The sequence below is a fragment of the Streptomyces sp. NBC_00878 genome (assembly GCF_026341515.1).
Taxonomy (GTDB): Bacteria; Actinomycetota; Actinomycetes; order Streptomycetales; family Streptomycetaceae; genus Streptomyces.
On the sequence record NZ_JAPEOK010000001.1, the window covers coordinates 3,672,892 to 3,694,671 of the forward strand.

Below are 21,780 nucleotides of genomic sequence, written 5' to 3' on the forward strand. Positions count from 1 at the left end.
ACTTGCACCTGCGCACCGCGGCGAAGTGGTACGTCACTTGGCAAGTCGGGCGGCGGGCCCCTCCGGTTGCCGCCCCCGGCCAAGGGTGGCGCACATCACAGCCACGGCCATACCGCCGAGCAGGAAGAGGTAGGAGCCCGCTCCCGCGGCGAAGAGGAAGTCTCCCTCCGGGCGGCTCGCGGTGAGCAGGACGACGGCGATCATCCATCCCGCGGCGGGTGCGACCGAACCGCCCCGGCCACCCGTCGCCCGCGCCCCGCCGAGGAAGAGCCCGGCCGCGCCGGCCAGCGCGAGCAGCAGCCCGCCCGGGAACAGGCCCGCCTGGACCAGTGCACCGGCCGCCCCAACCACGGCACCCAGCACGAAGAGCCCCAGGTGGACGACGATCCGTCCGGCCGAGGGCGCCCGCAGCGGCTCGGCGAGCATGCTGCCCGCGGCCGGCCTGTTCGCCGTACTCATCTCTCACTCACCTCAGTACGCATCAGACATCCCCCAGGACTCATCGTGCACCCACTCGTTCCCGAGGACCTACTGTGCACCGGCTCGTTCCTCACGACTCATCGTGCACCCGCGTCAGCGGTACCGGCGAACAGGTCCGTCTCCCGCTCCGGCCCCACGCGCTCCCCACGCTCCCCGCGCACCCCGCGCACCCCGCGCACCAACTCGTAGTACTCCGTGGCGAACAGCGGCTGCGCGAGGTGGTTGGAGAGCGCGAACCACGGTTCGGTGACCTCGATCTGGGTGGCGTGGGCCCGCATCGCGGCGGCCTTCGCGGCGGCGAAGGCGGTGCCGTCGATCTCCGTGGTGATCAGGGAGTCGTCCACCACGCCCGGCACGTCGTCGACGGCGGCGGAGGCGGGGAACGGCAGTTCGTCCAGTACGTCCTTCAGATGGGCGAAGCGTTCCTCGGCGACCGAGCGCGGTACGCGGTTCCAGTAGATCTTCGCGATCGTCCACGGTTCGCCCATCTCCGGGCGGACGCCGGGGTCCGCGGCCAGGTCGGCGGCGCGCATGGCGACGCGGTGGGTCTGGATGTGGTCCGGGTGGCCGTAGCCGCCGTCGGTGTCGTACGTCACGAGCACTTGGGGGCGTGACTCGCGGATCACCCGGACAAGTTCCGCGGCCGCCTCGTCGACATCCGCCTGCCAGAAGCAGCGCGGGTCGTCGTTGTCGGGGAGGCCCATCATCCCGGAGTCCTGATACCGCCCGGCGCCGCCGAGGGAACGGAAGTCGCTCACACCCAGCTCGCGCATCGCCGCGCCGAGCTCGGCCAGACGGTGCGCGCCGAGAGCCTTGCCCGACAGGTGGGCGAGGCCGGGCGGGATGACCTCGCCGCGCTCACCGAGGGTGCAGGTCACAAGCGTGACCCGGGCGCCCTCGGCCGCGTACCTGGCCATGGTCGCGCCGTTGTTGATCGCCTCGTCGTCCGGGTGCGCGTGCACCAGGAGCAGACGCCGGGAGGGCAGTTCGGTCATGGACCAACCCTACGAGGGGCTGGCGCTCTCCTCGCCACCGCCGGTGGGTTCACACCCCGACGGCTCCCGCAGGGCTCAGGCGTCTTCTCCCGCGTCGGTAAAGATCTCTTCTGCGGATGGCGCGGTGACGGCGCGGGTGAGCAAGCGGCGCAGGAGGTCGGGGTCGTCGCAGCCGGTGACGCGCTCGCGGATCTCGTCGGGGACATCGAGGCCGCGCGTCTCCAGGACGAGCAGGACGTCCTCGGCGGCCGTCTGAACGCGAGCTTCTGCGCGCCCCTCGTCACGCCCCTCGTCACGGATCTCTTCCGAGAGCCAAGACTTGTAGAAGGAGAGGTCCACGGCCATCAGGTTCCTCCAGAGTTCCACGGCCCGGCGGTTGCCGCTCAAGCCTTGTGCGGTGAATTCGATGATGGGGTCTGCGACTGCTTCGGACACCTGCTGCAGGGCGCTGGACAGTGCTTTCAGTATGTCACCGACGTCCGGATCCTTCGCGTGAGTGATGGCGGACAGCGTGGTCAGCGCCAGGTCGGCGCCGGCCTCGTCCGGATCGGTGATCACGGGCATGTTGTGCGGACCCGCCACGAGGGGGCGGAGGGTGAGCGCGGGCCACTGCCGAGGGCTCAGGGATACGGGCCGGGCAGCCCATTCGGCTGTGGCTCGGTCCTGGCAGACGACCAACAGCAGGACCGGGATCTTGTACTTGGCGCACAGGAACGACAAGTAATAGGCCCAGCTGGAGGGCTTGTCAGGGTCCTTCTTGCCCTGCGATTCGATGGCCAGCAGGAACGAGTCCTCACCTGTTGAGCCGTCGCTGTCGAAGCGCAGCAGCGTGTCCACACGGCGCTCGACCGGCCTGGCCTCGGTGAGGTCGGTGGGCATGACCGTGACGGATGCGGGCGGGGCGAAGGTGAGGCCGAGGACCTGGGAGACACCTGTGAACAGTCCCGGGTAATCCTGGAAGATGCGGTGCATCGCCTCATGGGGCGGGCTGACCATGCGGTTCCTTACGTTGTCTTGCACAGATTCAGACGAGTGCGGGTGCAGTGGTCCGGCAGTCGTGGCAGCGGCCCGGCTCTGGTGCGCGGAAGGCGCGGTCGCAGCCGTCGCAGTTCTGGAGTGGGTGCCGGACGCCCGCCGACGGTGGGGTGCGGGCGCGGTATGGGGCTGGCGGCGGCAGCTGCGCGGTGAGGCGGTGGGCCATGAAAGCGGCAGGGCGTCGTAGACCCTCGGGTGGCAGGTCGGCGGTGAGCGCCTGTCGTACGGCGGTGGGGCTGACGTCGCGCTCCAGCCAGGCGGCGACGCCGGGGGCGAGGTGGGCGGTGTCGCAGGCGGAGAGGAGGAGGCACGGGTCGTGGCGGCGGAGTTCCGCGAGGAGGTCGGCGGCGGCCTGGAGGAGGGCGGGGGCGGGGTACGCGGGGCGCGGTACGGCGGGGAGGGGCTTGCGGGGTGCGCGCTTCTTCGGCCTCTCCGGCTTGTCCGGCCCCTCCGGCTTGTCCGGCCCCTCCATCCCCTCGGGCTTCTCCGGCTTCTGTGAAGTGACGGGCCCGTGGTCGGCGGCTTCCGGGCCGTGGTGGCCCGGCTGGTTGCAGGAGATCGTGCGGGTGACGATCCGGCCGCCGGGGATGCGTCGCCGTTCGCGGCGCAGGTAGCCGTGGGCCTCCAACTCGCGCAGGGCGGCGGCGATACGGGTCGCGCCCTCGGGGAAGCGGGCGGCGAGGGTCTTGATGTCGACGCGAACGCCTGCCGGGAGGGACTGGATGTAGACGGCCAGCCCGATCGCGAGACCCGAAAGCTCCGGGTGCTGGGCGAGATGGTTGCCGATCACCGTGAAGCGGGTGGAATGGCGGGCGTTGTCGTGGGTGAGGCCGCCGTGGCCGGAGTCCCGGGAGTCTCCGGAGGCTCCGGAGCGGAGGTGCCGCCGGTTCGGGCGATTGTTGGCGGCATGCCGGGACTGGGCGTGCGGGAGCACGCTAATGTCGTGCGTATCCATCGGGAAGCCTTCTTCTTCCTCGGTGGTCAGGCCCTCGCATTGGGATTGCCGTCCCGGCGGGGGCCGTCGCATGTTTGCGGTTGTGTTGCGCAGAGCGTAGGCCAGGCAACCAGCCGAGAATCCAGTCGAGTTGGTGATGTTCACTCGCGCGAGTGAGAGGCATGCCGACGTGGGCGGGAGGCGGGAGGCGGGAGGCGGGAGGGTAGGGGTGGGGCTTGGTGGGGTCCTTTCACCCTCGTGTTTCTTTGGGAAGAGCGCCCCTGGCACCGGAGCTCGCGTTTCCGCGGTCCGGTACCTGGTCCCGTACGACGTTCACCTCCGCCCAGACCGTCTTGCGTGGGTACGGCCCCAGGGTTACGCCCCAGCGGTCGGCCAGTGCCTCGACGAGGACGAGGCCTCGGCCGGACTCGCTGTCGGGCGCGGGGTCTTGGGGGCGGGGCAGGCGGTCGCCGCAAGTGTCGGTGACCTCGATGCGCAGGGTGTCGCCGACGACGTAGAGGGCGAGCCGGAAGTCCCGGCCGCGAACGCGGCTGTGGGTGGCCGCGTTGGCCGCGAGTTCGGCGACGAGTTGGCGCGCCGGGTCCAACGGGAGTTCCCAGGAGCGGAGTTGCTCGGTGGCGAGCAGGCGGGCGAGGCGGGCTCCGCGTGGCGTGGGTGACAGTTGCACGCTGAAGTTGCGGATGGGGTGGTCGAGTCGGGCCTCGGGGGCGGCGGTTTTCTGGATCACGTCACTCAGAGTGGCCGCCCGCGCCTACCGTGAACAGTGACAACTCCGTTGCGTACGGTGACTGTCCGGTCGTGTCCGGGCTGTCGGCAGCAGCCGTGCGGGTAGGGGGCGTCGTGGCACGGTCGTACGACGGAGGGGTACGGGATGCAGCAGGTGGACGGCAACGCGGTGCGGCTCAAGAGCGAGGCGGACGAGCCGGGTTGGGAGGTGGACCCGGACGACGAGTGGGGCGTGGCGGTCATCGCGACCGTGGGTCGACAGCTGAAGCTGCGACGGGAGGCGGCGGGGATGCGGGCCGCCGAGTTCGGGGTGGCCGTCGGGTACGGCGAGGACATGGTCTACAAGATCGAGGGCGGGACGCGGATCCCTCAGCCCGAGTATCTGGACAAGGCGGACGAGGTGCTGGGGGCCGACGGCTTGATCTCAGCGATGAAGGAGGACGTGAAGAAGGTCCGCTATCCGAAGAAGGTTCGGGAGCTGGGCAAGTTGGAGGCCATGGCGGTCGAGATCGGCGTCTACGAGTGCAACATCGTCGCCGGGTTGTTGCAGACTCCGGAGCATGTGCGGGCCGTGATCGGTGCGGCGCAGCCGCCGTACTCACCGGACGACGTGGAACGCATGGTGGCGGCTCGTCTGGCCCGGCAGTCGGTCTTCGAACGGGACCCGGCTCCGTCGATCCACTTCGTCATGGAAGAGGCATCGCTGCGGCGTCCCATCGGAGGCACAATGGTGTGGCGACAGCAGCTCGAACGCCTTTTGGAAGTGGGGCGGTTGCACAACGTCGTGCTTCAAGTGATGCCGATGAACTGCGAGGTCCACTCCGGTCTGGACGGACGGATCGAGTTGCTGAAGTTCCCGGACGGCACGGCGGTGGGACGTTCCGACGGCGCGTTCAACGGTCGCCCGACCTCGGACCCGAAACGGCTGCGCATCCTTGAACTGCGGTATGGCACCATCCGGGCGCAGGCCCTCCCTCCGCGGGAGTCGCTGATCCTCATCGAGCAACTGCTGGGAGAGACATGATCCGCAAGACCGCTGCCGGGGACGTATCCGAACTGGCGTGGTTCAAGAGCAGCTACAGCGGCGGCAATGACGGCGAGTCCTGCGTCGAGGTGGCGCTGGACTGGTTCAAGAGCAGCTACAGCAGCGGCAGCGAGGGTGACTCCTGCGTCGAACTCGCCACCACCCCAGGAACCGTCCACGTCCGCGACTCCAAGCAGACCAACGGCCCCCGCCTCCAGCTCTCGCCGGAGGCCTGGGCCGACTTCGTGCCGTACGTGTCCGAGGGCTGACCGACCTCGGGGGTTCCGGGCGGCGCGGGTCAGAACTTGAGGTCCCCGATCATGCCCGCGATGTTCGTGGTCAGGTCGTTGATCGTGGGTGCGATCGTCGAGCTGGCCAGGTAGAAACCGAACAGGACACACACGATGGCGTGAGGCGGCTTCAACCCTGATTTCTTGATCAGGATGAAGACGATGATCGCCAGCAGCACCACCGCCGAAATCGAGAGTGCCACGGCGGTTCACCTCCAAGGATCCCAGGGACGCGGGGGGGGTCAGGGGGGTCGGGGGGTTGGGTTGTGGGGGGCAGTAAATCCTTACAACAGCCAGCAGGTTGATACCCACACAGCTGTAGTGATCATAACTATTCGCCCGTGCGCATCGATCGGCGCACGGCCGCACAAGGGGGCGCATGGCCAATATGGTCGGAGCATGACGACCGAGCCTCTCTCCTTTCCGCGCCGGCAGGCGCGCACCCTGCGCTTCACGCTCGGCGCGCCCCGCGCGTTCACCGTGGCGCCCGACGGTTCCCGTGTCGTGTTTCTGCGATCCCCGTCCGGTACGGACCGGGCGAACCAGCTGTGGGTTCTCGATGTGGCAGGCGGCGAGGAGCGTCTCGCCGCGGATCCACGGACGCTGCTCGGGGGCTCCTCGGAGCGGCTGTCGGCGGCGGAGCGGGCCCGGCGCGAGCGCAGCCGCGAGGGCGGGGCGGGCATCATCGGCTACGCCACCGACACGGCCGCGGAGCTGGCCTCCTTCGCTCTGTCGGGGCGGCTCTTCACAGCCGAGTTGCGGGCCGGGACAGCACGTGAACTCCGCGTCCCGGGGTCAGTGTTGGACCCGCGCCCGTCCCCCGACGGACGGCTCGTCGCGTACGTGTCCGGGGGCGCCCTGAGGGTCGTCGGCGCCGAGGGAGAGGACGACAGGGCGCTCGCCGAACCGGAGTCCGACACCGTCACGTACGGGCTCGCCGAGTTCATCGCGGCCGAGGAAATGGGCCGTTCGCGCGGGTTCTGGTGGTCGCCGGAGTCGGACCGGCTGCTGGTCGCGCGCGCCGACGACGCCCCCGTGCGCCGCTGGTGGATCTCCGATCCGGCCCAGCCCGCGCGGGATCCGCAGCAGGTCGCCTATCCGGCGGCCGGGACGGACAACGCGGAGGTACGACTCTTCGTGATCGACCTCGAAGGGGCGCGCACGGAGGTGGTGTGGGACCGGGCCCGCTACCCCTATCTGGCGCGGGTGCACTGGTCTGCGGCCGGAGCACCGCTGCTGCTCGTCCAGGCGCGCGACCAGGCGAGCCAGCTCTATCTGGCCGTCGATCCGGACACCGGGGCGACCCGGATGGTGCACGCGGACGAAGATCCACAATGGCTTGATCTTTTCCCCGGAGTGCCGAGCTGGAGCCCGAGCGGACAGCTCGTACGGATCGCCGACGAGGGCGGGGCGCGGGTGCTCGCCGTCGGTGAACGCCCCCTGACCGGACCGCAGTTGCAGGTACGAGCGGTGCTCGATGTGTCGGACGACGACGTGTTGGTGTCCGCGTCGGCCGGGGCGGCGGCCGTCGCCCCGGAGATCGGCGAGGTGCACGTCTACCGGGTCAACGACCTTGGTGTGGAACGGATTTCATCGGAACCCGGCGTCCACTCGGCGGTCCGCGCGGGCGGCGTGACCGTACTCGTGTCGGCCGTGCCCGACCGGCCGGGCGCCCAGGTACAGGTGCTGCGCGACGGCAAGCGGGCGACGACCGTGGCCTCGTATGCCGAGGACCCCGGGCTGAGCCCGCGCGTGACGCTCGTGGAGGCGGGCGAGCGCCGTGTGCCGTGCGCCGTTCTGCTCCCCACGGGCTACACCGACGGTCCGCTGCCGGTGCTGATGGACCCGTACGGCGGACCGCACGGGCAGCGGGTGCTGGCCGCGCACAACGCGTATCTGACCTCGCAGTGGTTCGCCGACCAGGGGTTCGCCGTGATCGTCGCGGACGGGCGGGGCATGCCGGGTCGCTCGCCCGCCTGGGAGAAGTCGATCAAGGATGATCTCGCGGCGGTCGTCCTCGACGACCAGATCCACGCGCTCCGGGCGCTCGCCGAGCGCTTCCCGCTGGACCTGGACCGGGTGGCGATCCGTGGCTGGTCGTTCGGCGGCTATCTCGCGGGGCTCGCTGTGCTGCGGCGCCCCGACGTCTTCCATGCGGGCGTGGTGGGCGCGCCGGTGACGGACCAGCGGCTGTACGACACCCACTACACCGAGCGGTATCTCGGGGATCCGAACACGCGGCCGGAGGTGTACGCGGCGAACTCGCTGATCGACGACGACGGTCTGGTGGGGGCCGCCGAGCCGGTCCGGCCGATGATGATCGTGCACGGTCTCGCCGACGACAACGTGGTGGTCGCGCACTCCTTGCGACTGTCCTCCGCGCTGCTGGCCGCGGGCCGCCCGCACGAGGTGCTGCCGCTGTCGGGGGTCACTCACATGACCCCGCAGGAGCAGGTCGCGGAGAATCTGCTGCTGCTCCAGGTGGACTTCCTGAAGCGGTCCCTGAACCTGGCGTAGCGAGCCCGCCGCAGCGAGCCTGCCGTGGGCGTGCGACCGGCCGGGGAGACATGGCGCGCCCCGGCCGGTCTACGGCACCCGCACGGCCGTACGTTGTTCAGACTGACGCGTCCGTATATCGGTATCGGGTCAGTGAAGTTGCCTGCGTGTTAACGAAGTTGATGCCTATTTGTCATGCTATTTCGCGTCGTCCATGGGCTCGTCCGGGATCTTGTCCGAGGTCTTGTCCGGGATCTTGTCCACGGGCTCGTCAAGAGCCCGGTCCATCCGCTCCTCCGGTGGGACCACCTGTTTCTCCTCCGCGAAGTGGCATGCCGAGGCATGGGCCGCGGGACCGGTCTCGTACCGGAACTCCGCGGGCACCGCGAGCAGCGGGACCTCGAAGGTGCACCGCTCCTGGGCCTTCCAGCAGCGGGTGCGGAAACGGCAGCCGGAGGGGATGTTCGCCGGTGAGGGCACGTCGCCGAAGAGGATGATCCGCTCCCGGTGCTCACGGGCCTCCGGGTCCGGGACGGGCACCGCGGACAGCAGGGCCTGTGTATAGGGATGCGTCGGGTGGTCGTAGATCTCGGCGTCCTTGCCGATCTCCACGATCCGCCCGAGGTACATCACACCGACCCGGTCGGAGATGTGCCGCACGATCGAGAGGTCGTGCGCGATGAACACGTACGACAGGTCGAACTCGCTCTGGAGCCGGTCCATCAGGTTGATGACCTGGGCCTGGACCGACACGTCGAGGGCGGAGACCGGTTCGTCGGCGACGATGATCTCGGGGCGCAGCGCCAGACCGCGTGCGATGCCGATGCGCTGGCGCTGGCCGCCGGAGAACTGGTGCGGATAGCGGTTGATGTACTCGGGGTTGAGCCCGACCACGTCCAGCAGGTCCTGGACCTTCCGGCGCCGGTCGCCCTTCGGCGCGACCTCGGGGTGGATCTCGTACGGCTCGCCGATGATGTCGCCGACGGTCATCCGCGGGTTGAGCGAGGTGTACGGGTCCTGGAAGACCATCTGGATGTTGCGGCGTACGGCCTTCAGCGCGCGGCCGGAGAGCCGGGAGACGTCCTCGCCCTTGTACGTGATCGCGCCGGCCGTCGGCTTCTCCAGGCTGACCAGCATCCTGGCGACCGTGGACTTGCCGCAGCCGGACTCGCCGACGATGCCGAGGGTCTCGCCGGCGCCGAGCTCGAAGTCGACGCCGTCGACGGCCTTCACCGCGCCGACCTGTTTCTTGAAGACGACGCCCTGGGTGAGCGGGTAGTGCTTGACCAGGCCGCGCACCCGGAGGATCGGGTCAGCCATGGAGGCACTCCCGCCAGAAGTGGCAGGCACTCACGCGGTCCGGGCCCGCCTCGGTCACCTCGGTCACCTCGGTCGCCCCGGTCGCCCCGGTCGCCCCGGTCACCTCGGTCACCTCGGTCACCTCGTACAGCGGCGGTACGTCGGTCCGGCAGACGTCCTGGGCCAGCGGGCAGCGCGGGTTGAAGGCGCAGCCGGGCGGGATGTGCATGAGGTTCGGCGGCAGGCCCTTGATGGCGTACAGCTCCTTGCCCTTCTGGTCGAGCCGCGGGATCGACTCCAGGAGGCCCTTCGTGTACGGGTGCGCCGGGGCCTTGTAGATGTCGTGGACCGGGGCCGACTCGATGATCCGGCCCGCGTACATGACGGAGATCCGGTCGGCGACGTCCGCGACCACGCCGAGGTCGTGGGTGATGAGGATGAGCCCCATGCCGAGCTCGCGCTGGAGCTCGGCGAGCAGGTCCATGACCTGGGCCTGGACGGTGACGTCGAGGGCGGTGGTGGGTTCGTCGGCGATGATCAGGTCCGGTTCGAGGGCCAGCGCCATGGCGATCATGATGCGCTGGCGCATGCCGCCGGAGAACTGGTGGGGGTAGTCGCCGACGCGGGCCGACGCGGCCGGGATGCGCACCCGGTCCATCAGCTCGATCGCCTTGGCCCTGGCGGCCTTCCTGGACATGCCCTGATGGACGGTGAACATCTCGCCGAGCTGGGCGCCGACGCTGAGCACCGGGTTCAGGGAGGACAGCGCGTCCTGGAAGATCATCGCCATCCGGGCGCCGCGGACCTTGCGCCGGTCCTCCTCCTTGTACTTCAGGAGGTCCTCGCCCTGGAAGAGGACCTCGCCCGCGGTGATTTTCCCGGGCGGGGTGTCGAGGATGCCCATGATCGCCTGGGCGGTCACGGACTTGCCGGAGCCGGACTCGCCGAGTACGGCGAGCGTCTCGCCCTCGTCCACGCTGTAGCTGACGCCGTTGACGGCCTTGGCGACCCCGTCCCTGGTTCTGAACTCCACGTGCAGATCGCGTACTTCGAGCAGCACGGCCGTCACCTCAGCTTCGGGTCGAGGGCGTCGCGCACCGCGTCGCCGAGCATGATGAACGCGAGGACGGTGACGGCGAGGGCCCCGGCCGGCCACAGGAGCGCGTGCGGGGCCGTGCGGATGTACTGGGACGCCGAGGAGATGTCGATGCCCCAGCTCACGGTGGGCGGCTTCAGCCCGACCCCGAGGTACGAGAGGGTCGCCTCCAGCGCGATGTACGTACCTAGCGCGATGGTCGCCACGACGATGACCGGGGCGACCGCGTTGGGTGCGATGTGCCGCAGCAGGATCCGGGAGTTGGAGGCGCCCAGCGCCCGGGCCGCCTGGACGTAGTCGTTCTGTCTGGTGGTGATCACGGAACCGCGGGCGATACGGGAGAGCTGCGGCCAGCCGAGCAGCACCATGAACCCGATGACCGGCCAGACCGTGGAGCTGGTGACGACGGACAGCAGCACCAGGCCGCCGAGGACGACGGGGATCGCGAAGAAGATGTCGGTGATCCGGGACAGGATCGCGTCCGACCCCCCGCCGAAGAACCCGGCGAGCCCGCCGAGCAACGAGCCGAGGATCGCGACCCCGAGCGTGGCGCACACTCCGACGGTGACGGACACCCGGGCCCCGTACACCGTGCGGGTGTAGACGTTGCAGCCCTGACCGTTGTAGCCGAAGGGGGCGCCGGGCTGGGAGCCCTCCTGGGCCTTGGCGAGGTCGCACTTGAGCGGGTTGCCGGGGGCGATCACCGAGGGCCACAGGGAGATGAAGACCAGGAAGACGATGATGAGCGCCGAGATGATGAAGACGGGGTTGCGGCGGAGGTCGCGCCAGGCGTCGGACCACAGGGAACGCGGCTTCTCTGAAGGCTCCGGTCCGCCCGGGGTCTTCTCCAGCGAGGTGGCCTCCTGCGTGGCCAGGTCCATCGCGCCGCCCATGCCTGTCGCGGCGATGGCGCCGTCCTCCGGGGCGCGGCCCCCACCCGACATGTGCGGCTCCCGCGGCATCGGCTCCGGCGGCATCGGTTCAGGCATAGCGGATCCTCGGGTCGAGTACGGCGTACAGGAGGTCGACCAGCAGGTTGGCCACCAGGAAGACGAGCACGAGGACGGTCACGAAGCCGACGACGGTCTGGGTGTTCTGGCGCAGGATGCCCTGGTAGAGCTGGAAGCCGACGCCGTGGATGTTGAAGATGCGCTCGGTGACGATCGCGCCGCCCATCAGCGCGCCGATGTCGGTGCCGATGAAGGTGACCACCGGGATCAGCGAGTTGCGCAGCAGATGCCGGGTGACGACCCGGCGCCGGGGAAGGCCCTTGGCGACGGCCGTACGGACGTAGTCGGCGCGCCGGTTCTCCGCGATGGAGGTGCGGGTCAGCCGGGTCACGTACGCGAGGGAGACGGACGCGAGCACCAGTCCCGGCACGATCAGCTCGTCGAAGGGGGCCTCCGGGGAGACGGACGGACTGATCCAGCCCCATTCGACGCCCAGCAGCAACTGGAGCAGCAGACCGGTGACGAAGATCGGCACCGAGATGACGACGAGGGTGCCCAGCAGGACCCCGGTGTCGACGGGACGGCCGCGGCGCAGTCCGGTGACGACGCCGAACGTGATGCCGATGACGATCTCGAAGAAGATCGCGACGATCGTGAGCCGGATGGTGACCGGGAAGGCGGTCGCCATCAGCTCGGTGACCTCCTGCCCGTTGAACGCGGTGCCGAAGTCGCCGGTGAAGACGTTGGCCATGTAGGTCACGTATTGCTGCCACACGGGCTTGTCGAGGCCGAACTCCTTGCGCAGCTGGGCGGCCGTGGCGGGGTCGCACTGCCGGTCGCCGCACAGGCCCGCGATGGGGTCGCCCATCACGTTCACCATCAGGAAGATCAACAGGGTGGCGCCGAAGAAGACCGGGATCATCTGCAGCAGACGCCGGATCACGTACCGTCCCATGAGGGCTCCGGAGGTAGGCGGGGGCACCCGGTACCGGCCACCCGTGGGTCGACGGGTGGCCGGTACCGGGTGCCCCCGCGGGCTCAGCTGACCTTGATCTCGTTGTAGACCGGGACGCTGAACTGGTTGAGCGCCACGTCGGAGACCTGCTCCGAGTAGCCCGCGCTGCCGTTCTGGTACCAGAGCGGGATGGCGCCCATGTCGTCCCGCAGGACCTCCTCGGCCTGCTGGAAGAGGCCGACGGCCTTGGCCTGGTCGGTCTCCGCGTTGGCCTCGTTGACGAGCTTGTCGAACTCGGCGTTGGTCCACTTGCCGTCGTTGGACGAGGCGTTGGTGTAGTACAGCGGCTGCAGGAAGTTCTGGATCAGCGGGTAGTCCATCTGCCAGCCGGCCCGGAAGGGGCCCGACATCTTCAACTGCGTGATCTGGTTGCGGAAGTCGGCGAAGGTGCCGACGGGGTTGCCGACGCAGGCCTTGTCGTTGTCCAGCGCGTTGTTGACGGAGTTGCAGACGGCGTCCACCCACTCCTTGTGGGAGCCGGTGTCCGCGTTGTACGAGATCTTGACCTGGCCGCCGGGCAGCCCGCCGCCCTCCTCGATCAGCTTCTTGGCCGCGGCGGGGTCGTACTCGCAGGCGTCACCGCACAGCCCCTCCTTGTAGCCACCGTCCTCGCCGAGGACGGGCGAGGTCCAGTCGGTGGCGGGCGTCCGCGTTTTCTGGAAGATGGTCTCGGTGATCTGCTCACGGTCGATGGCCCGGGACAGCCCCGTGCGGACCTTCTCCATGCCGGGCTTGTCCCAGGCCTTGTCGTAGAACGGGAAGGCGAGGGTCTGGATGATGCCTGCGGGCGTGTTGATGTACCGGTCGCCGAGGTCGCTCGGGGCGTTCTTGAGCTGGGAGGCGGGCACGTCGTCGACGAGGTCGAGGTTGCCGGCCATCAGGTCCGTATAGGCGGTGTTGTTGTCGGTGTAGACCTTGAGATCCACCCCGCCGTTCTGCGCCTTGTCCGTACCCGGGTACGCGTCCCACGCGCGCATCTTCATCACCGAGCCCTTGGCGTACGAGTCGACGGTGTACGGGCCGTTGCCGACGGGCTTGTCCAGCCAGGCGGCATGGTCGTCGAAGAACGCCGTGGGCAGCGGCGAGAAGGCCGAGTAGCCGAGGGTGTCGGGGAAGGTCGAGAACTTCTGGTTGAGCTTGACCGTGAAGGTGTTCTCGCCGGTGACCTTGAGGCCGGAGAGGGTGTCGGCCGTCTGCTTACTGCCGTCCTCGGGGTGGACCTTGTCGTAGCCGTCGATGTACCCGAAGAAGTAGGCGTTCTTCTGGTTGTTCTTGAGACTGGCGCCGTAGTTCCAGGCGTCCACGAACGACTTGGCGGTGACGGCCTCGCCGTTGCTGAACGTCCAGCCGCTCTTGACGGTGACGGTGAAGTTCGTCGAGTCCGAGGTCTCGATCTTCTCGGCGAGCATGTCGTTGGCCTGGCCGGTCTTGGCGTCGTAGCGCTTGAGACCGCGGAAGAGCATGTCGAGGACCTTGCCGCCCTGCACCTCGTTCGTGTTGGCCGGCTCCAGGGGGTTCTGCGGGTCACCCCACGAGGAGCTCACGATCCCGGAGCCGTCACTGCCGCCGCTGCCGCCGCCCCCGTCGTTCCCGTCGTCCCCGCAGGCCGTCGCGACGAGAGCTACCGCCGCCGCGCATGCGGCCCATCGGGCGTGCGTGGCTCCACGCATGGAGTGCCTCCTCTTCAGTGCGCTGTGGCTCCGGCGCGGGAGCGCTGTGCCTGTAGCGCCCAATATCGGGGCATAAGTCATATGACGCACATTCATCCCACCCTTCCGGGTGGGGGCATCGACCGGATGCACGCATGACGCCGCCGGGCTGCCGCTTCCGCACGCGCTGCTGGAAGGCGACGGAGAGGTGCGCGTCGGAGGCGCCGACGCGGGTACGGGTCGAGGGGAACGGGGTGGGGCACCTGAGGCAGCGGCCTCGCTACTTTCAAAGGCATGGACTACGCAAAGATGCGCGCGATCGCCGAGGAGCTCATGGCATACGCCGAGCACCTTGAGGGATCCTGGCGCGTGGAGATCGGGCCTTCTGGCCCGTTTCTCGCGATGAGGAGCCCCTCGAAGCGGCATGCGGGGGCGATCCACCGCATCCGCCGGCAGCTCGACGCGCAGCTCCCCGCCACCCACCCCGGTTACGTCTGCGAGAACGGTCCCGAGATCGAGCACCCGTCGATCGGCCGTATGCGGCGCCCGGACGCGGTCGTCATCCCCGAGGACGCGCTCGACGAAGAGGGCCTCGCCGTGGACGCGACGCAGGTGTTGGCGGTCATCGAGATCGTCTCGCCGTCGAATCCGAACAACGACTACGTCGAAAAGCTCGCCGAGTACCCGGCAATGGGCATCGCCCACTGCGTGATCGTCGACCCCCGCACGGGCACCATCCAGGTGCACTCCGCCCCGTGCAAGAACCACTACCAGCGCAAAGACCCTTACATCTTCGGCGATACGGTGCCCTTCGGCCCGTGGAGTGTGGAGACCGGCGCTTTTCGCCGTTACGGCAGGGCGGGGTCGAGCTGAAGGGGTGAGGCGGGGCTCGGGTTCGCGGCGGGTTCGGCGGCCGGGATGGAGTCAACTGCCGGGCAGTTCCCCGCCCTTGACCCTGACCCGGTCGAGCAGCGCCGCGAGGGCGGACGGCGCCGTGGCGATGACGGTGCCGGGGGTGTCGCTCTCGCGGAGGTGGGGGGTGCCGGTGGGGTCGAGGGCCACCTCGACGCAGGTGTCGGCGCCGCCTTCGCTGTAGGTCGACTTCTGCCACCGCAGCCCGGTCATGCTCGCCTTCTTCAGAGGAGGGGATAGGGGAGTCTCTGGATCAGCCCCAGGGAGTCCTTGGCGAGGTGCCCCTCGGGCGGTACGGACACGTCCATAGGCGGAAGCGCCGCGTGCCGCAGCCTAGCGAACAGGTCCGTGTACCGAGCAAGGGCCTCAACATCTCCCAGGTACAGGGACTGTTCGACGTGCGCGACGATCACGGTACCGAGACGCTTCACGGGCGGCAGAAGCGTTGTGAAGGACGTGCCGAACGGCACGGGTCCGTCGAAGGGCAGCACTTGAATGGTGACGTGGGGCAGGCGTGACAGTTCAATGAGCCGCACCAGTTGCTCGCGCATGACACGCTCGTCTCCGTACGACGGGTGCAGCGCGGCCTCATGGACGATCGCGTGGACCCGCGGAGCGTGCTCCCCTTGGAGGATCCGCTGGCGGGCGACTCGAAACTCGACCGCCAGGTCGTGCTCCGCGTTCCGCGCCTTCGCGTACCCCTGACGGTGGATCACCGAGGCGTACGACTCGGTCTGGAGCAACCCCGGCACGAAGAACGGTTCGTAGCAGACGACTTCAGCAGCCCCGTCCTCCAACTCGGCCAGATCGAGGAGCGAGGGACGCACCCGGTCCCGGTACTCCGTCCACCACCCCTTGCCGGACGTGGCGCCCAGCTCAATCAAGGCATCCACGTAGGTGGAGTCCTCGCCACCTGATGCCGCAGCAAGTCGACGAAGCCGGTCCGCGGACAGGGCCGTCCGCCCCGCCTCGACGGTGCTGATGTGAGATGCATTCATCCCCATCACCCCTGCCGCACGCGCTGCGGTGAATCCGGCCCCCTCACGCATTGCTCGCACCTCAGCGCCGAAACGTCGCTGTCGATACGTCGGGTTCACCCTCAGCCCCATGCCGCCTCCTTATCGCCACCCACTGAAGTATCCAACAACCCATCTCCCCCACAAGGAGGTTGAGTATTGGCAACCACAACCGCTACCTTACGTATGGCTTCAGTCACAGCAGGCACACAACTGGAGGCTGCAACATGCGCACGCCCAAACCCCTCACCCCCCTCTGGACCTACGGCATGTCCATCCCCCACGACCCCCGTGCCGTCGGCGTGGTCCGGGCCACGATCCGCAGCATCCTCGCCGCCGCAAAGCTCAACTGCATTGTGGACACGGTGGAGTTGCTGGTCTCGGAGGTCGTCACGAACGCCTACCGCCACTCCTCCATGGAGGCCTACGTCAGCATGGAGCGCACGCTGGAGGACTTCCGCGTCACGGTCTGGGACCACGGTCCGGGTACGCCGACGCCCAGCACTCCCGCCAACGGCGACGAGTGCGGACGCGGGCTAGGCATCATCGAGGCATGCGCCGACGAGTGGGGCGTACGGGACTACCCGTACGGCAAGGCGGTCTGGTTCACCGTCGCCCCGAAGGAGGAGACGTGAGCCCCGACAAGCTCCCCAGCATCGGGTATTCCCGCCGGTATACTCACGCCATGGACACCACGATCAAGGTCGACTCCAAGACCCGTGACCGTCTCGCCGTCCTCGCGGAGGCCCGCGGTACGACCATGCGCCACCTCATCGAGCAGTTCGCCGAGAGCACGCTCACCCCGAGCGAACTGGCGGAACGCGCCGCCCACACGTCCGAGTACCTGGCCGAACACTTCGGCGTCACCGTAACCGACGAGACCAGCGCCGAGGTCCTGCGCAAGGTCCGCGGCCAGGTCGTCGCCCACTACGCGACGGAGCAGGGCGCCGCGTGATCCGAGAGCACTACGTCCTCGACGCCGACACCCTGCTGGCGCTGGGCGGGAACCGGCAGGTCTCCGGCCTCGTCCACGCGGCCCGCCTCGAACCGGACGTGTTCCTGCATACGCCCGTACTCTCCGTCGTCGAGGCCGAGCGCGAGCGTCCCGGTATCGCCGTCCACATCGGGCAGCTCGGCATCGCAACGGTCGACCTCGACTACCCCGCCACTGTGACCTGCTGCCAACTGCACCACGAGGGATTGCCGTTCGGCTTCGCCGCAGCCGTCGAGGCGGCGCATCGTGTGGGCGAGGAGTACGAGGAACCGTTCATCGCGACCGTCAGCCCTGGCTTCTACGAGAAGCGTTTCGCCCGCGTCGTCGACCTGAACCGTTGACCCGACGGGACACCGTCTCGGCTCTGGTGCTCCTCGGCTCACGGGTTCAAGTCCAGCTCCCCCACGACCTGGTCGCCGCTCATCTCTCCCGTACGGCGGAAACCGAGCCCCAGGTAGAACGGCTCCGGGCCGCCCTCGCCCTCCGCCCAGGTGACCGTCACGAGGCGGGTACGGCCACGGCGGCGGACCTCCTCGCAGACGGACTCCACCGCGAAGCGACCGTATCCGCGCCCCTGCTTGCCGTCGGCGATGTTGAGGCGCCAGAGGCCGGACCGGGGGCGGTCGTTGGGGTTGTCCGGGTCGAAGCGGACGTCGAAGAAGGCCATGACGAAGCCGACGAGTTCGTCGCCGTCGTAGACCAGTCGGGGCCAGGCGGTCTCGGGCTGCGCGTAGGCCTCGGCCAGGGACTTCACGACCGGGGAGACGAAGCGTTCCTGGTCGTGGCGAACCTTGAGGGCGATTGCGGCCTCGACGTTGTCCGGGGTGACCCTTTCCAGGCGGAGTGACGAAGACATCCCCGCGCCTTAGCCGGCGAAGCCGGCCGAGTCGGCCGGGCTGCCGGTGATGCGGTCCAACTCCCCCCGCTCCACGCAGAACTCGTTGCCCTCCGGGTCCGCCAAGAGGACCCATCCGCCGCCGTCGGGGCGGGTCCGGTCTGCGATCAGCCGTGCTCCCAGGGCTAGCGCCCGCTCGACTTCCGCCGCCCGGGTGCGGCCCTTCGGCTTGAGATCGAAGTGGATGCGGTTCTTGGCCGTCTTGCCCTCCGGGACCCGGACGAAGAGCAGCCTCGGTCCGCCTTCGGGGTCCTGGAGCAGCGCCTCAGGGTCACCGGGCTTGTCGTCGTCGGCCAGGGGCCGGCCGAGCAACTCGCTCCAGAACAGCCCGAGATCGTACGGGTCTCCGGTGCAGTCGAAGGTGATGCTGTGGATGCTCGGGTCCAACTGACTCAACTGGCCCCTCCAGAGGGCTTGTCGCACGTCGCCGCCAGACGGGATTTTACCTTCGCCGCCCCTACCCGTTCCCATCCCGATGCTGAGGTGAAAAATCCCGCACGAGCCGGAGCGCGGCAGTTGATCGTCAGGCTGTTGGCGAATCCCGCCGGACCTCCAGCAAGTGTGCGGTGAGTCCCAGCGACACGCCGTGAACCCGGCGTGTCGCTGGGACTCTCGCAACAATTGCCTCGCCCGACGGATTCGCCAACAGCATCGGGACGGGTACGGGCGGTAGGGGCGAGAGACGCGACGTCAGTTCTTCTCCGCGTCCTTCTGCGCGTCCTTCTCCAACGCCGCCAACGCCGGGTCCAGGACGATGTCCTCGTCCCGCGCCTCCGTCGTCGGGTCCTCCGGGAAGTGGCAAGCCGTCAGGTGGCGGTCCCGGTTGCCGGAGATCTGGACCAGCGGGGGCTCCTCGCTCGCGCACTTGTCCTGCGCCTTCCAGCAGCGCGTGCGGAAGCGGCAGCCGGACGGCGGATGGATCGGTGAGGGCACGTCGCCGGAGAGCCTGATCCGCTCCCGGTCCTCGGCCTCGTCGTCGAGGGCGACCTCCGGAACCGCCGACAGCAGCGCGTGCGTGTAGGGGTGGCGCGGCCGGTTGTAGATGGAGTCCCGGTCCCCGACCTCCACCACCTTGCCGAGGTACATCACCGCGAGGCGCTGCGAGAAGTGCCGGACGATGGCCAGGTCGTGGGCGATGAAGAGGAAGGCGATGCCCATCTCCTCCTGGACCTTCTGGAGGAGGTTCACCACCTGCGCCTGGATCGACACGTCCAGGGCCGACACCGGCTCGTCCGCCACGATCAGCTTCGGGTTCAGGGCCAGGGCTCGGGCCACGCCGATGCGCTGACGCTGACCGCCGGAGAACTCGTGCGGGAAGCGGTTGTAGTGCTCCGGGTTGAGGCCCACCAGTTCGAGGAGTTCGCGTACGCGCGTCTCGCGACCGCCCGGCGGGTTGATGCCGTTGACCTCCATCGGCGACTTGATGATGGTGCCGACGGTCTGCCGGGGGTTCAGCGAGGAGTACGGGTCCTGGAAGATCATCTGGATCTCGGAGCGGACCGGGGCTATCTGCTTGCGCGAGGCGTGCGTGATGTCCTGGCCCGCGTACGTGATCTTCCCGGCGGTCGGTTCCAGGAGGCGCGTGATGAGCCGGCCCGTCGTCGACTTGCCGCAGCCGGACTCACCGACCAGGCCGACGCTCTCGCCGACGCCGACGGTCAGGTCGACCCCGTCCACCGCCTGTACGGCTCCGACCTTGCGCTTGATCGGGAATCCACCGTAGATCGGGAAGTGCTTGGTCAGGCCCTCGACGGAGAGCAGCGGTTCGCCGACTCCGTCGACGGGGCCCTGCGGTTTCGGCAGGGTGAGTTTGTCGCTCATGTCTCGTTCTCCCTAGCCCAACCGGGGTTTGATCTGCTCGATGAAAAAGGTCGACTGCTGCTGCGCGTCGAGATGGCACGCGGCGCCCCGGCCCTCGGAAAGCTCCGGCCGCTCGTCCGAGCAGCGGGTCCCGCCGACCTCGGCCGTGAAGCCGCAGCGCGGGTGGAAGGGGCAGCCCGACGGCGGGTTCAGCAGGCTGGGCGGCGAGCCGGGAATCGGCGTGAGCGCCTGCGCGGTGTCACCGCCGAGGCGCGGCATCGAGCTCAGCAGGCCCCAGGTGTAGGGGTGCTGGGGGGCGCGCAGCACCTCGCGTACGGTGCCGCGTTCCACGGCCCGGCCCGAGTACATCACCAGCAGGTCGTCGGCCATGGTGGAGATGACGCCGAGGTCGTGGGTGATGAAGATGATCGCCGAACCGAACTCCTGCTGGAGGTCCTTGAGCAGGTCGAGGATCTGCGCCTGGACGGTCACGTCCAGGGCCGTGGTCGGCTCGTCCGCGATCAGCAGGTCGGGGTCGCAGATCAGCGCCATGGCGATCATCGCGCGCTGGCGCATACCGCCGGAGAACTGGTGCGGGTAGTCGTTGAAGCGCATGGCGGGCTGCGGGATGCCGACCTTGTCGAGCATCTCGATGGCCCGCGCCTTCGCCTCCTTCTTGGAGGCGCCGGTGTGCTTCATGAACGGTTCCGCGATCTGCCGGCCCACCGTGTAATACGGCGAGAGCGCGGTCAGCGGGTCCTGGAAGATCATCGCGACCTTGTTGCCGCGGAGCTTCTCCATCTCCTTCTCGGTCGCGGTGACCAGTTCCTTGCCGTCCAGGACGATCTCGCCCTCGACGGTGGAGGTCTTGGGGTTGTGCAGGCCGAGGACGGTCAGGTTGGTGACGGACTTGCCGGAGCCCGACTCTCCCACGATGCCCAGGGTCTTGCCGCGCTCGACGTCGAAGGAGAGCCCGTCGACGGCCTTCACGATGCCGTCCTCGGTGGAGAACCGCACGCGCAGGTCGCGGACCGAGAGGAAGGCCTCCGGCCCGCTCGGGGCCTTCTCGCCTTCGGTCTTGGTCAGTGTGGTCACGGTATTTCTCCTAGGCGAGGCGCACGCGCGGGTCGATGTAGGCGTAGGCGAGGTCCACGATGATGTTCAGGATCAGGATGAAGAAGGCCCCGAACAGCATGACGCCCATCGTCAGCGGAAGGTCCTTGGTCAGCGAGCCCTCGACCGCGAGACGCCCGATCCCGGCGAGGTCGAAGGTGAACTCCGTGACCACCGCGCCCGACAGGAGCGCGCTGAGGTCCATACCGATGATGGTGACGATCGGGATGAGTGAACCACGCCAGGCGTAGCGGAAGAAGACGTACCGCTGGCGCATGCCCTTGGCGCGCGCGGTGCGGACGTGCTCCTCCTGCAGCTGCTCGATCATGGTCGAGCGCGCCATACGCGTGTACTGGGCGGTGAAGATCGTGGCCATCACGGCCCAGGGGATCAGCATGCCCATGAACCAGCCGCCCGGATCGTCCGTGAACGACACGTACTTGGGGTTCTCCAGCCAGCCGGTGTTGTAGACGAGCAGGCTCAGGACGATCGGACCCAGGAAGTAGATCTGGAACGAGCTGAGCACCATCGAGGCGCCACTGACCGCCTTGTCGACGGCGGTACCACGCTTCCAGGCGGCCAGCAGACCCGTGCCGAGGCCGAACAGCAGGAAGATCACCAGGCCGCCGATGGTCAGCGAGAGCGTCAGCGGGAAGCGGTCCATGATGGAGTCCCACACGAAGTCGCCGCTGTCGAAGGAGACGCCCAGACACGGGGCGGAACAGTGTCCCTGCGGGAAGTCCCGGCCGAACATGACGCCTCTCATGAACTCCCAGAACTGGGCGGTGATGGGCTTGTCGAGGCCGAGGTTCTCGCGGATGACCTCGATGTTCTCGGGGGAGCAGTTCTTGCCGCAGGACAGCTGCGCGAAGTCCTGGGGGATCGTATAGAACAGGAAGAACGTGAAGGCGCCGATCAGGAACATGATCACTACGGCGCCACTCAGCCTGCGGATGAGGAACTGAAGCATGGCGGGTGGGTGCTCTCTTCGAAACGCGGCGGCAGGAGGGGGATACCGTCCGTGGGGGTGCGCTCCGCCT

At 68.6% G+C, this 21,780-nt stretch carries 25 protein-coding genes and 1 pseudogene; 8 read left to right on the plus strand and 18 right to left on the minus strand.

Annotated features, from left to right (window positions below):
* Positions 1–33 precede the first annotated feature (33 nt).
* The 5 genes from OHA11_RS15260 to OHA11_RS15280 all read right to left on the minus strand — a co-directional run bounded on the left by OHA11_RS15260 (position 34) and on the right by OHA11_RS15280 (position 4,192).
* Positions 34–459, minus strand: coding sequence for a DUF6113 family protein (locus OHA11_RS15260; protein WP_266496511.1), 426 nt, complete (start codon positions 457–459; stop codon positions 34–36).
* Positions 460–557: 98 nt separating this feature from the next.
* Positions 558–1,475 (minus strand): N-acetyl-1-D-myo-inositol-2-amino-2-deoxy-alpha-D-glucopyranoside deacetylase, encoded by a 918-nt coding sequence (mshB, locus tag OHA11_RS15265; protein WP_266496513.1) that lies wholly within the window; start codon positions 1,473–1,475, stop codon positions 558–560.
* Positions 1,476–1,550: 75 nt separating this feature from the next.
* Positions 1,551–2,471, minus strand: coding sequence for a hypothetical protein (locus tag OHA11_RS15270; RefSeq protein WP_266496516.1), 921 nt, complete (start codon positions 2,469–2,471; stop codon positions 1,551–1,553).
* Between the two features lie 28 nt (positions 2,472–2,499).
* Positions 2,500–3,465, minus strand: a complete 966-nt coding sequence (locus OHA11_RS15275; protein WP_266496518.1) for a helix-turn-helix domain-containing protein — start codon at positions 3,463–3,465, stop codon at positions 2,500–2,502.
* A gap of 229 nt (positions 3,466–3,694) precedes the next feature.
* Positions 3,695–4,192 (minus strand): ATP-binding protein, encoded by a 498-nt coding sequence (locus OHA11_RS15280; RefSeq protein ID WP_266496520.1) that lies wholly within the window; start codon positions 4,190–4,192, stop codon positions 3,695–3,697.
* A 144-nt stretch (positions 4,193–4,336) separates the two neighbouring features.
* Here OHA11_RS15280 and OHA11_RS15285 point away from each other — a divergent pair, with 144 nt between their 5' ends.
* Together OHA11_RS15285 and OHA11_RS15290 are read left to right on the plus strand one after the other, a co-directional pair.
* Complete coding sequence (locus tag OHA11_RS15285; protein ID WP_266496522.1) at positions 4,337–5,215, plus strand: helix-turn-helix transcriptional regulator; 879 nt, start codon at positions 4,337–4,339, stop codon at positions 5,213–5,215.
* Positions 5,212–5,484, plus strand: coding sequence for a DUF397 domain-containing protein (locus OHA11_RS15290; RefSeq protein WP_266496524.1), 273 nt, complete (start codon positions 5,212–5,214; stop codon positions 5,482–5,484). The genes OHA11_RS15285 and OHA11_RS15290 overlap by 4 nt, the downstream gene beginning before the upstream one ends.
* A gap of 29 nt (positions 5,485–5,513) precedes the next feature.
* On the opposite strand, the gene OHA11_RS15295 is transcribed toward OHA11_RS15290, so the two are convergent.
* Positions 5,514–5,708: a hypothetical protein gene (locus OHA11_RS15295; RefSeq protein ID WP_266496526.1), complete on the minus strand. Its 195-nt coding sequence runs from the start codon at positions 5,706–5,708 to the stop codon at positions 5,514–5,516.
* A gap of 196 nt (positions 5,709–5,904) precedes the next feature.
* Here OHA11_RS15295 and OHA11_RS15300 point away from each other — a divergent pair, with 196 nt between their 5' ends.
* Positions 5,905–8,022, plus strand: a complete 2,118-nt coding sequence (locus tag OHA11_RS15300) for a S9 family peptidase (protein ID WP_266496528.1) — start codon at positions 5,905–5,907, stop codon at positions 8,020–8,022.
* 177 nt (positions 8,023–8,199) lie between these two features.
* Here the strand turns inward: OHA11_RS15300 and OHA11_RS15305 are convergent, their stop codons facing one another.
* The 5 genes from OHA11_RS15305 to OHA11_RS15325 form a co-directional block, all read right to left on the minus strand.
* Positions 8,200–9,321, minus strand: coding sequence for an ABC transporter ATP-binding protein (locus OHA11_RS15305; RefSeq protein WP_266496530.1), 1,122 nt, complete (start codon positions 9,319–9,321; stop codon positions 8,200–8,202).
* Positions 9,314–10,360 (minus strand): ABC transporter ATP-binding protein, encoded by a 1,047-nt coding sequence (locus OHA11_RS15310; protein ID WP_266496532.1) that lies wholly within the window; start codon positions 10,358–10,360, stop codon positions 9,314–9,316. Before OHA11_RS15310 ends, OHA11_RS15305 begins: the two co-directional genes overlap by 8 nt.
* Before the next feature lie 5 nt (positions 10,361–10,365).
* Positions 10,366–11,340 (minus strand): ABC transporter permease, encoded by a 975-nt coding sequence (locus OHA11_RS15315; protein WP_266507191.1) that lies wholly within the window; start codon positions 11,338–11,340, stop codon positions 10,366–10,368.
* Positions 11,341–11,377: 37 nt separating this feature from the next.
* Positions 11,378–12,301, minus strand: coding sequence for an ABC transporter permease (locus OHA11_RS15320; protein WP_266496534.1), 924 nt, complete (start codon positions 12,299–12,301; stop codon positions 11,378–11,380).
* A gap of 83 nt (positions 12,302–12,384) precedes the next feature.
* Positions 12,385–14,031 carry an ABC transporter substrate-binding protein gene (locus OHA11_RS15325; RefSeq protein ID WP_266496536.1) on the minus strand — a complete coding sequence of 549 codons (1,647 nt, stop codon included), beginning with the start codon at positions 14,029–14,031 and terminating at the stop codon, positions 12,385–12,387.
* A 140-nt stretch (positions 14,032–14,171) separates the two neighbouring features.
* Here OHA11_RS15325 and OHA11_RS15330 point away from each other — a divergent pair.
* Positions 14,172–14,276: pseudogene (locus OHA11_RS15330) on the plus strand (dipeptide/oligopeptide/nickel ABC transporter ATP-binding protein); the annotation flags it as partial.
* A gap of 28 nt (positions 14,277–14,304) precedes the next feature.
* On the plus strand, positions 14,305–14,883 hold the full coding sequence (locus OHA11_RS15335; RefSeq protein ID WP_266496539.1) for a Uma2 family endonuclease: 579 nt from the start codon (positions 14,305–14,307) through the stop codon (positions 14,881–14,883).
* A 51-nt stretch (positions 14,884–14,934) separates the two neighbouring features.
* On the opposite strand, the gene OHA11_RS15340 is transcribed toward OHA11_RS15335, so the two are convergent.
* Positions 14,935–15,135 carry a DUF397 domain-containing protein gene (locus OHA11_RS15340; RefSeq protein WP_266496541.1) on the minus strand — a complete coding sequence of 67 codons (201 nt, stop codon included), beginning with the start codon at positions 15,133–15,135 and terminating at the stop codon, positions 14,935–14,937.
* Positions 15,136–15,146: 11 nt separating this feature from the next.
* Entirely contained in the window at positions 15,147–16,031 is an 885-nt protein-coding gene (locus OHA11_RS15345; RefSeq protein ID WP_266496543.1) for a helix-turn-helix transcriptional regulator, read from the minus strand.
* 134 nt (positions 16,032–16,165) lie between these two features.
* Here OHA11_RS15345 and OHA11_RS15350 point away from each other — a divergent pair, with 134 nt between their 5' ends.
* Genes OHA11_RS15350 through OHA11_RS15360 form a run of 3 tightly spaced genes read left to right on the plus strand, consistent with a single transcriptional unit; the run spans position 16,166 to position 17,273 of the window.
* Complete coding sequence (locus OHA11_RS15350; RefSeq protein WP_266496545.1) at positions 16,166–16,573, plus strand: ATP-binding protein; 408 nt, start codon at positions 16,166–16,168, stop codon at positions 16,571–16,573.
* A 50-nt stretch (positions 16,574–16,623) separates the two neighbouring features.
* Positions 16,624–16,893 carry a hypothetical protein gene (locus OHA11_RS15355; RefSeq protein ID WP_266496548.1) on the plus strand — a complete coding sequence of 90 codons (270 nt, stop codon included), beginning with the start codon at positions 16,624–16,626 and terminating at the stop codon, positions 16,891–16,893.
* Positions 16,890–17,273, plus strand: a complete 384-nt coding sequence (locus OHA11_RS15360; RefSeq protein ID WP_266496549.1) for a hypothetical protein — start codon at positions 16,890–16,892, stop codon at positions 17,271–17,273. The genes OHA11_RS15355 and OHA11_RS15360 overlap by 4 nt, the downstream gene beginning before the upstream one ends.
* Positions 17,274–17,311: 38 nt before the next feature.
* Here OHA11_RS15360 and OHA11_RS15365 read toward each other — a convergent pair whose 3' ends face one another.
* The 5 genes from OHA11_RS15365 to OHA11_RS15385 form a co-directional block, all read right to left on the minus strand.
* Positions 17,312–17,788, minus strand: coding sequence for a GNAT family N-acetyltransferase (locus tag OHA11_RS15365; RefSeq protein ID WP_266496552.1), 477 nt, complete (start codon positions 17,786–17,788; stop codon positions 17,312–17,314).
* Between the two features lie 9 nt (positions 17,789–17,797).
* On the minus strand, positions 17,798–18,223 hold the full coding sequence (locus tag OHA11_RS15370; RefSeq protein WP_266496555.1) for a VOC family protein: 426 nt from the start codon (positions 18,221–18,223) through the stop codon (positions 17,798–17,800).
* A gap of 294 nt (positions 18,224–18,517) precedes the next feature.
* The gene (locus OHA11_RS15375) at positions 18,518–19,648 is read right to left on the minus strand and encodes an ABC transporter ATP-binding protein (protein WP_266496558.1); all 1,131 of its coding nucleotides are present in this window, start codon (positions 19,646–19,648) and stop codon (positions 18,518–18,520) included.
* 12 nt (positions 19,649–19,660) lie between these two features.
* A complete protein-coding gene (locus OHA11_RS15380; RefSeq protein WP_266496561.1) occupies positions 19,661–20,722 on the minus strand; it encodes an ABC transporter ATP-binding protein in 1,062 nt (353 codons plus the stop codon).
* A gap of 10 nt (positions 20,723–20,732) precedes the next feature.
* Complete coding sequence (locus OHA11_RS15385; protein ID WP_266496563.1) at positions 20,733–21,710, minus strand: ABC transporter permease; 978 nt, start codon at positions 21,708–21,710, stop codon at positions 20,733–20,735.
* Between the last annotated feature and the right edge of the window lie 70 nt (positions 21,711–21,780).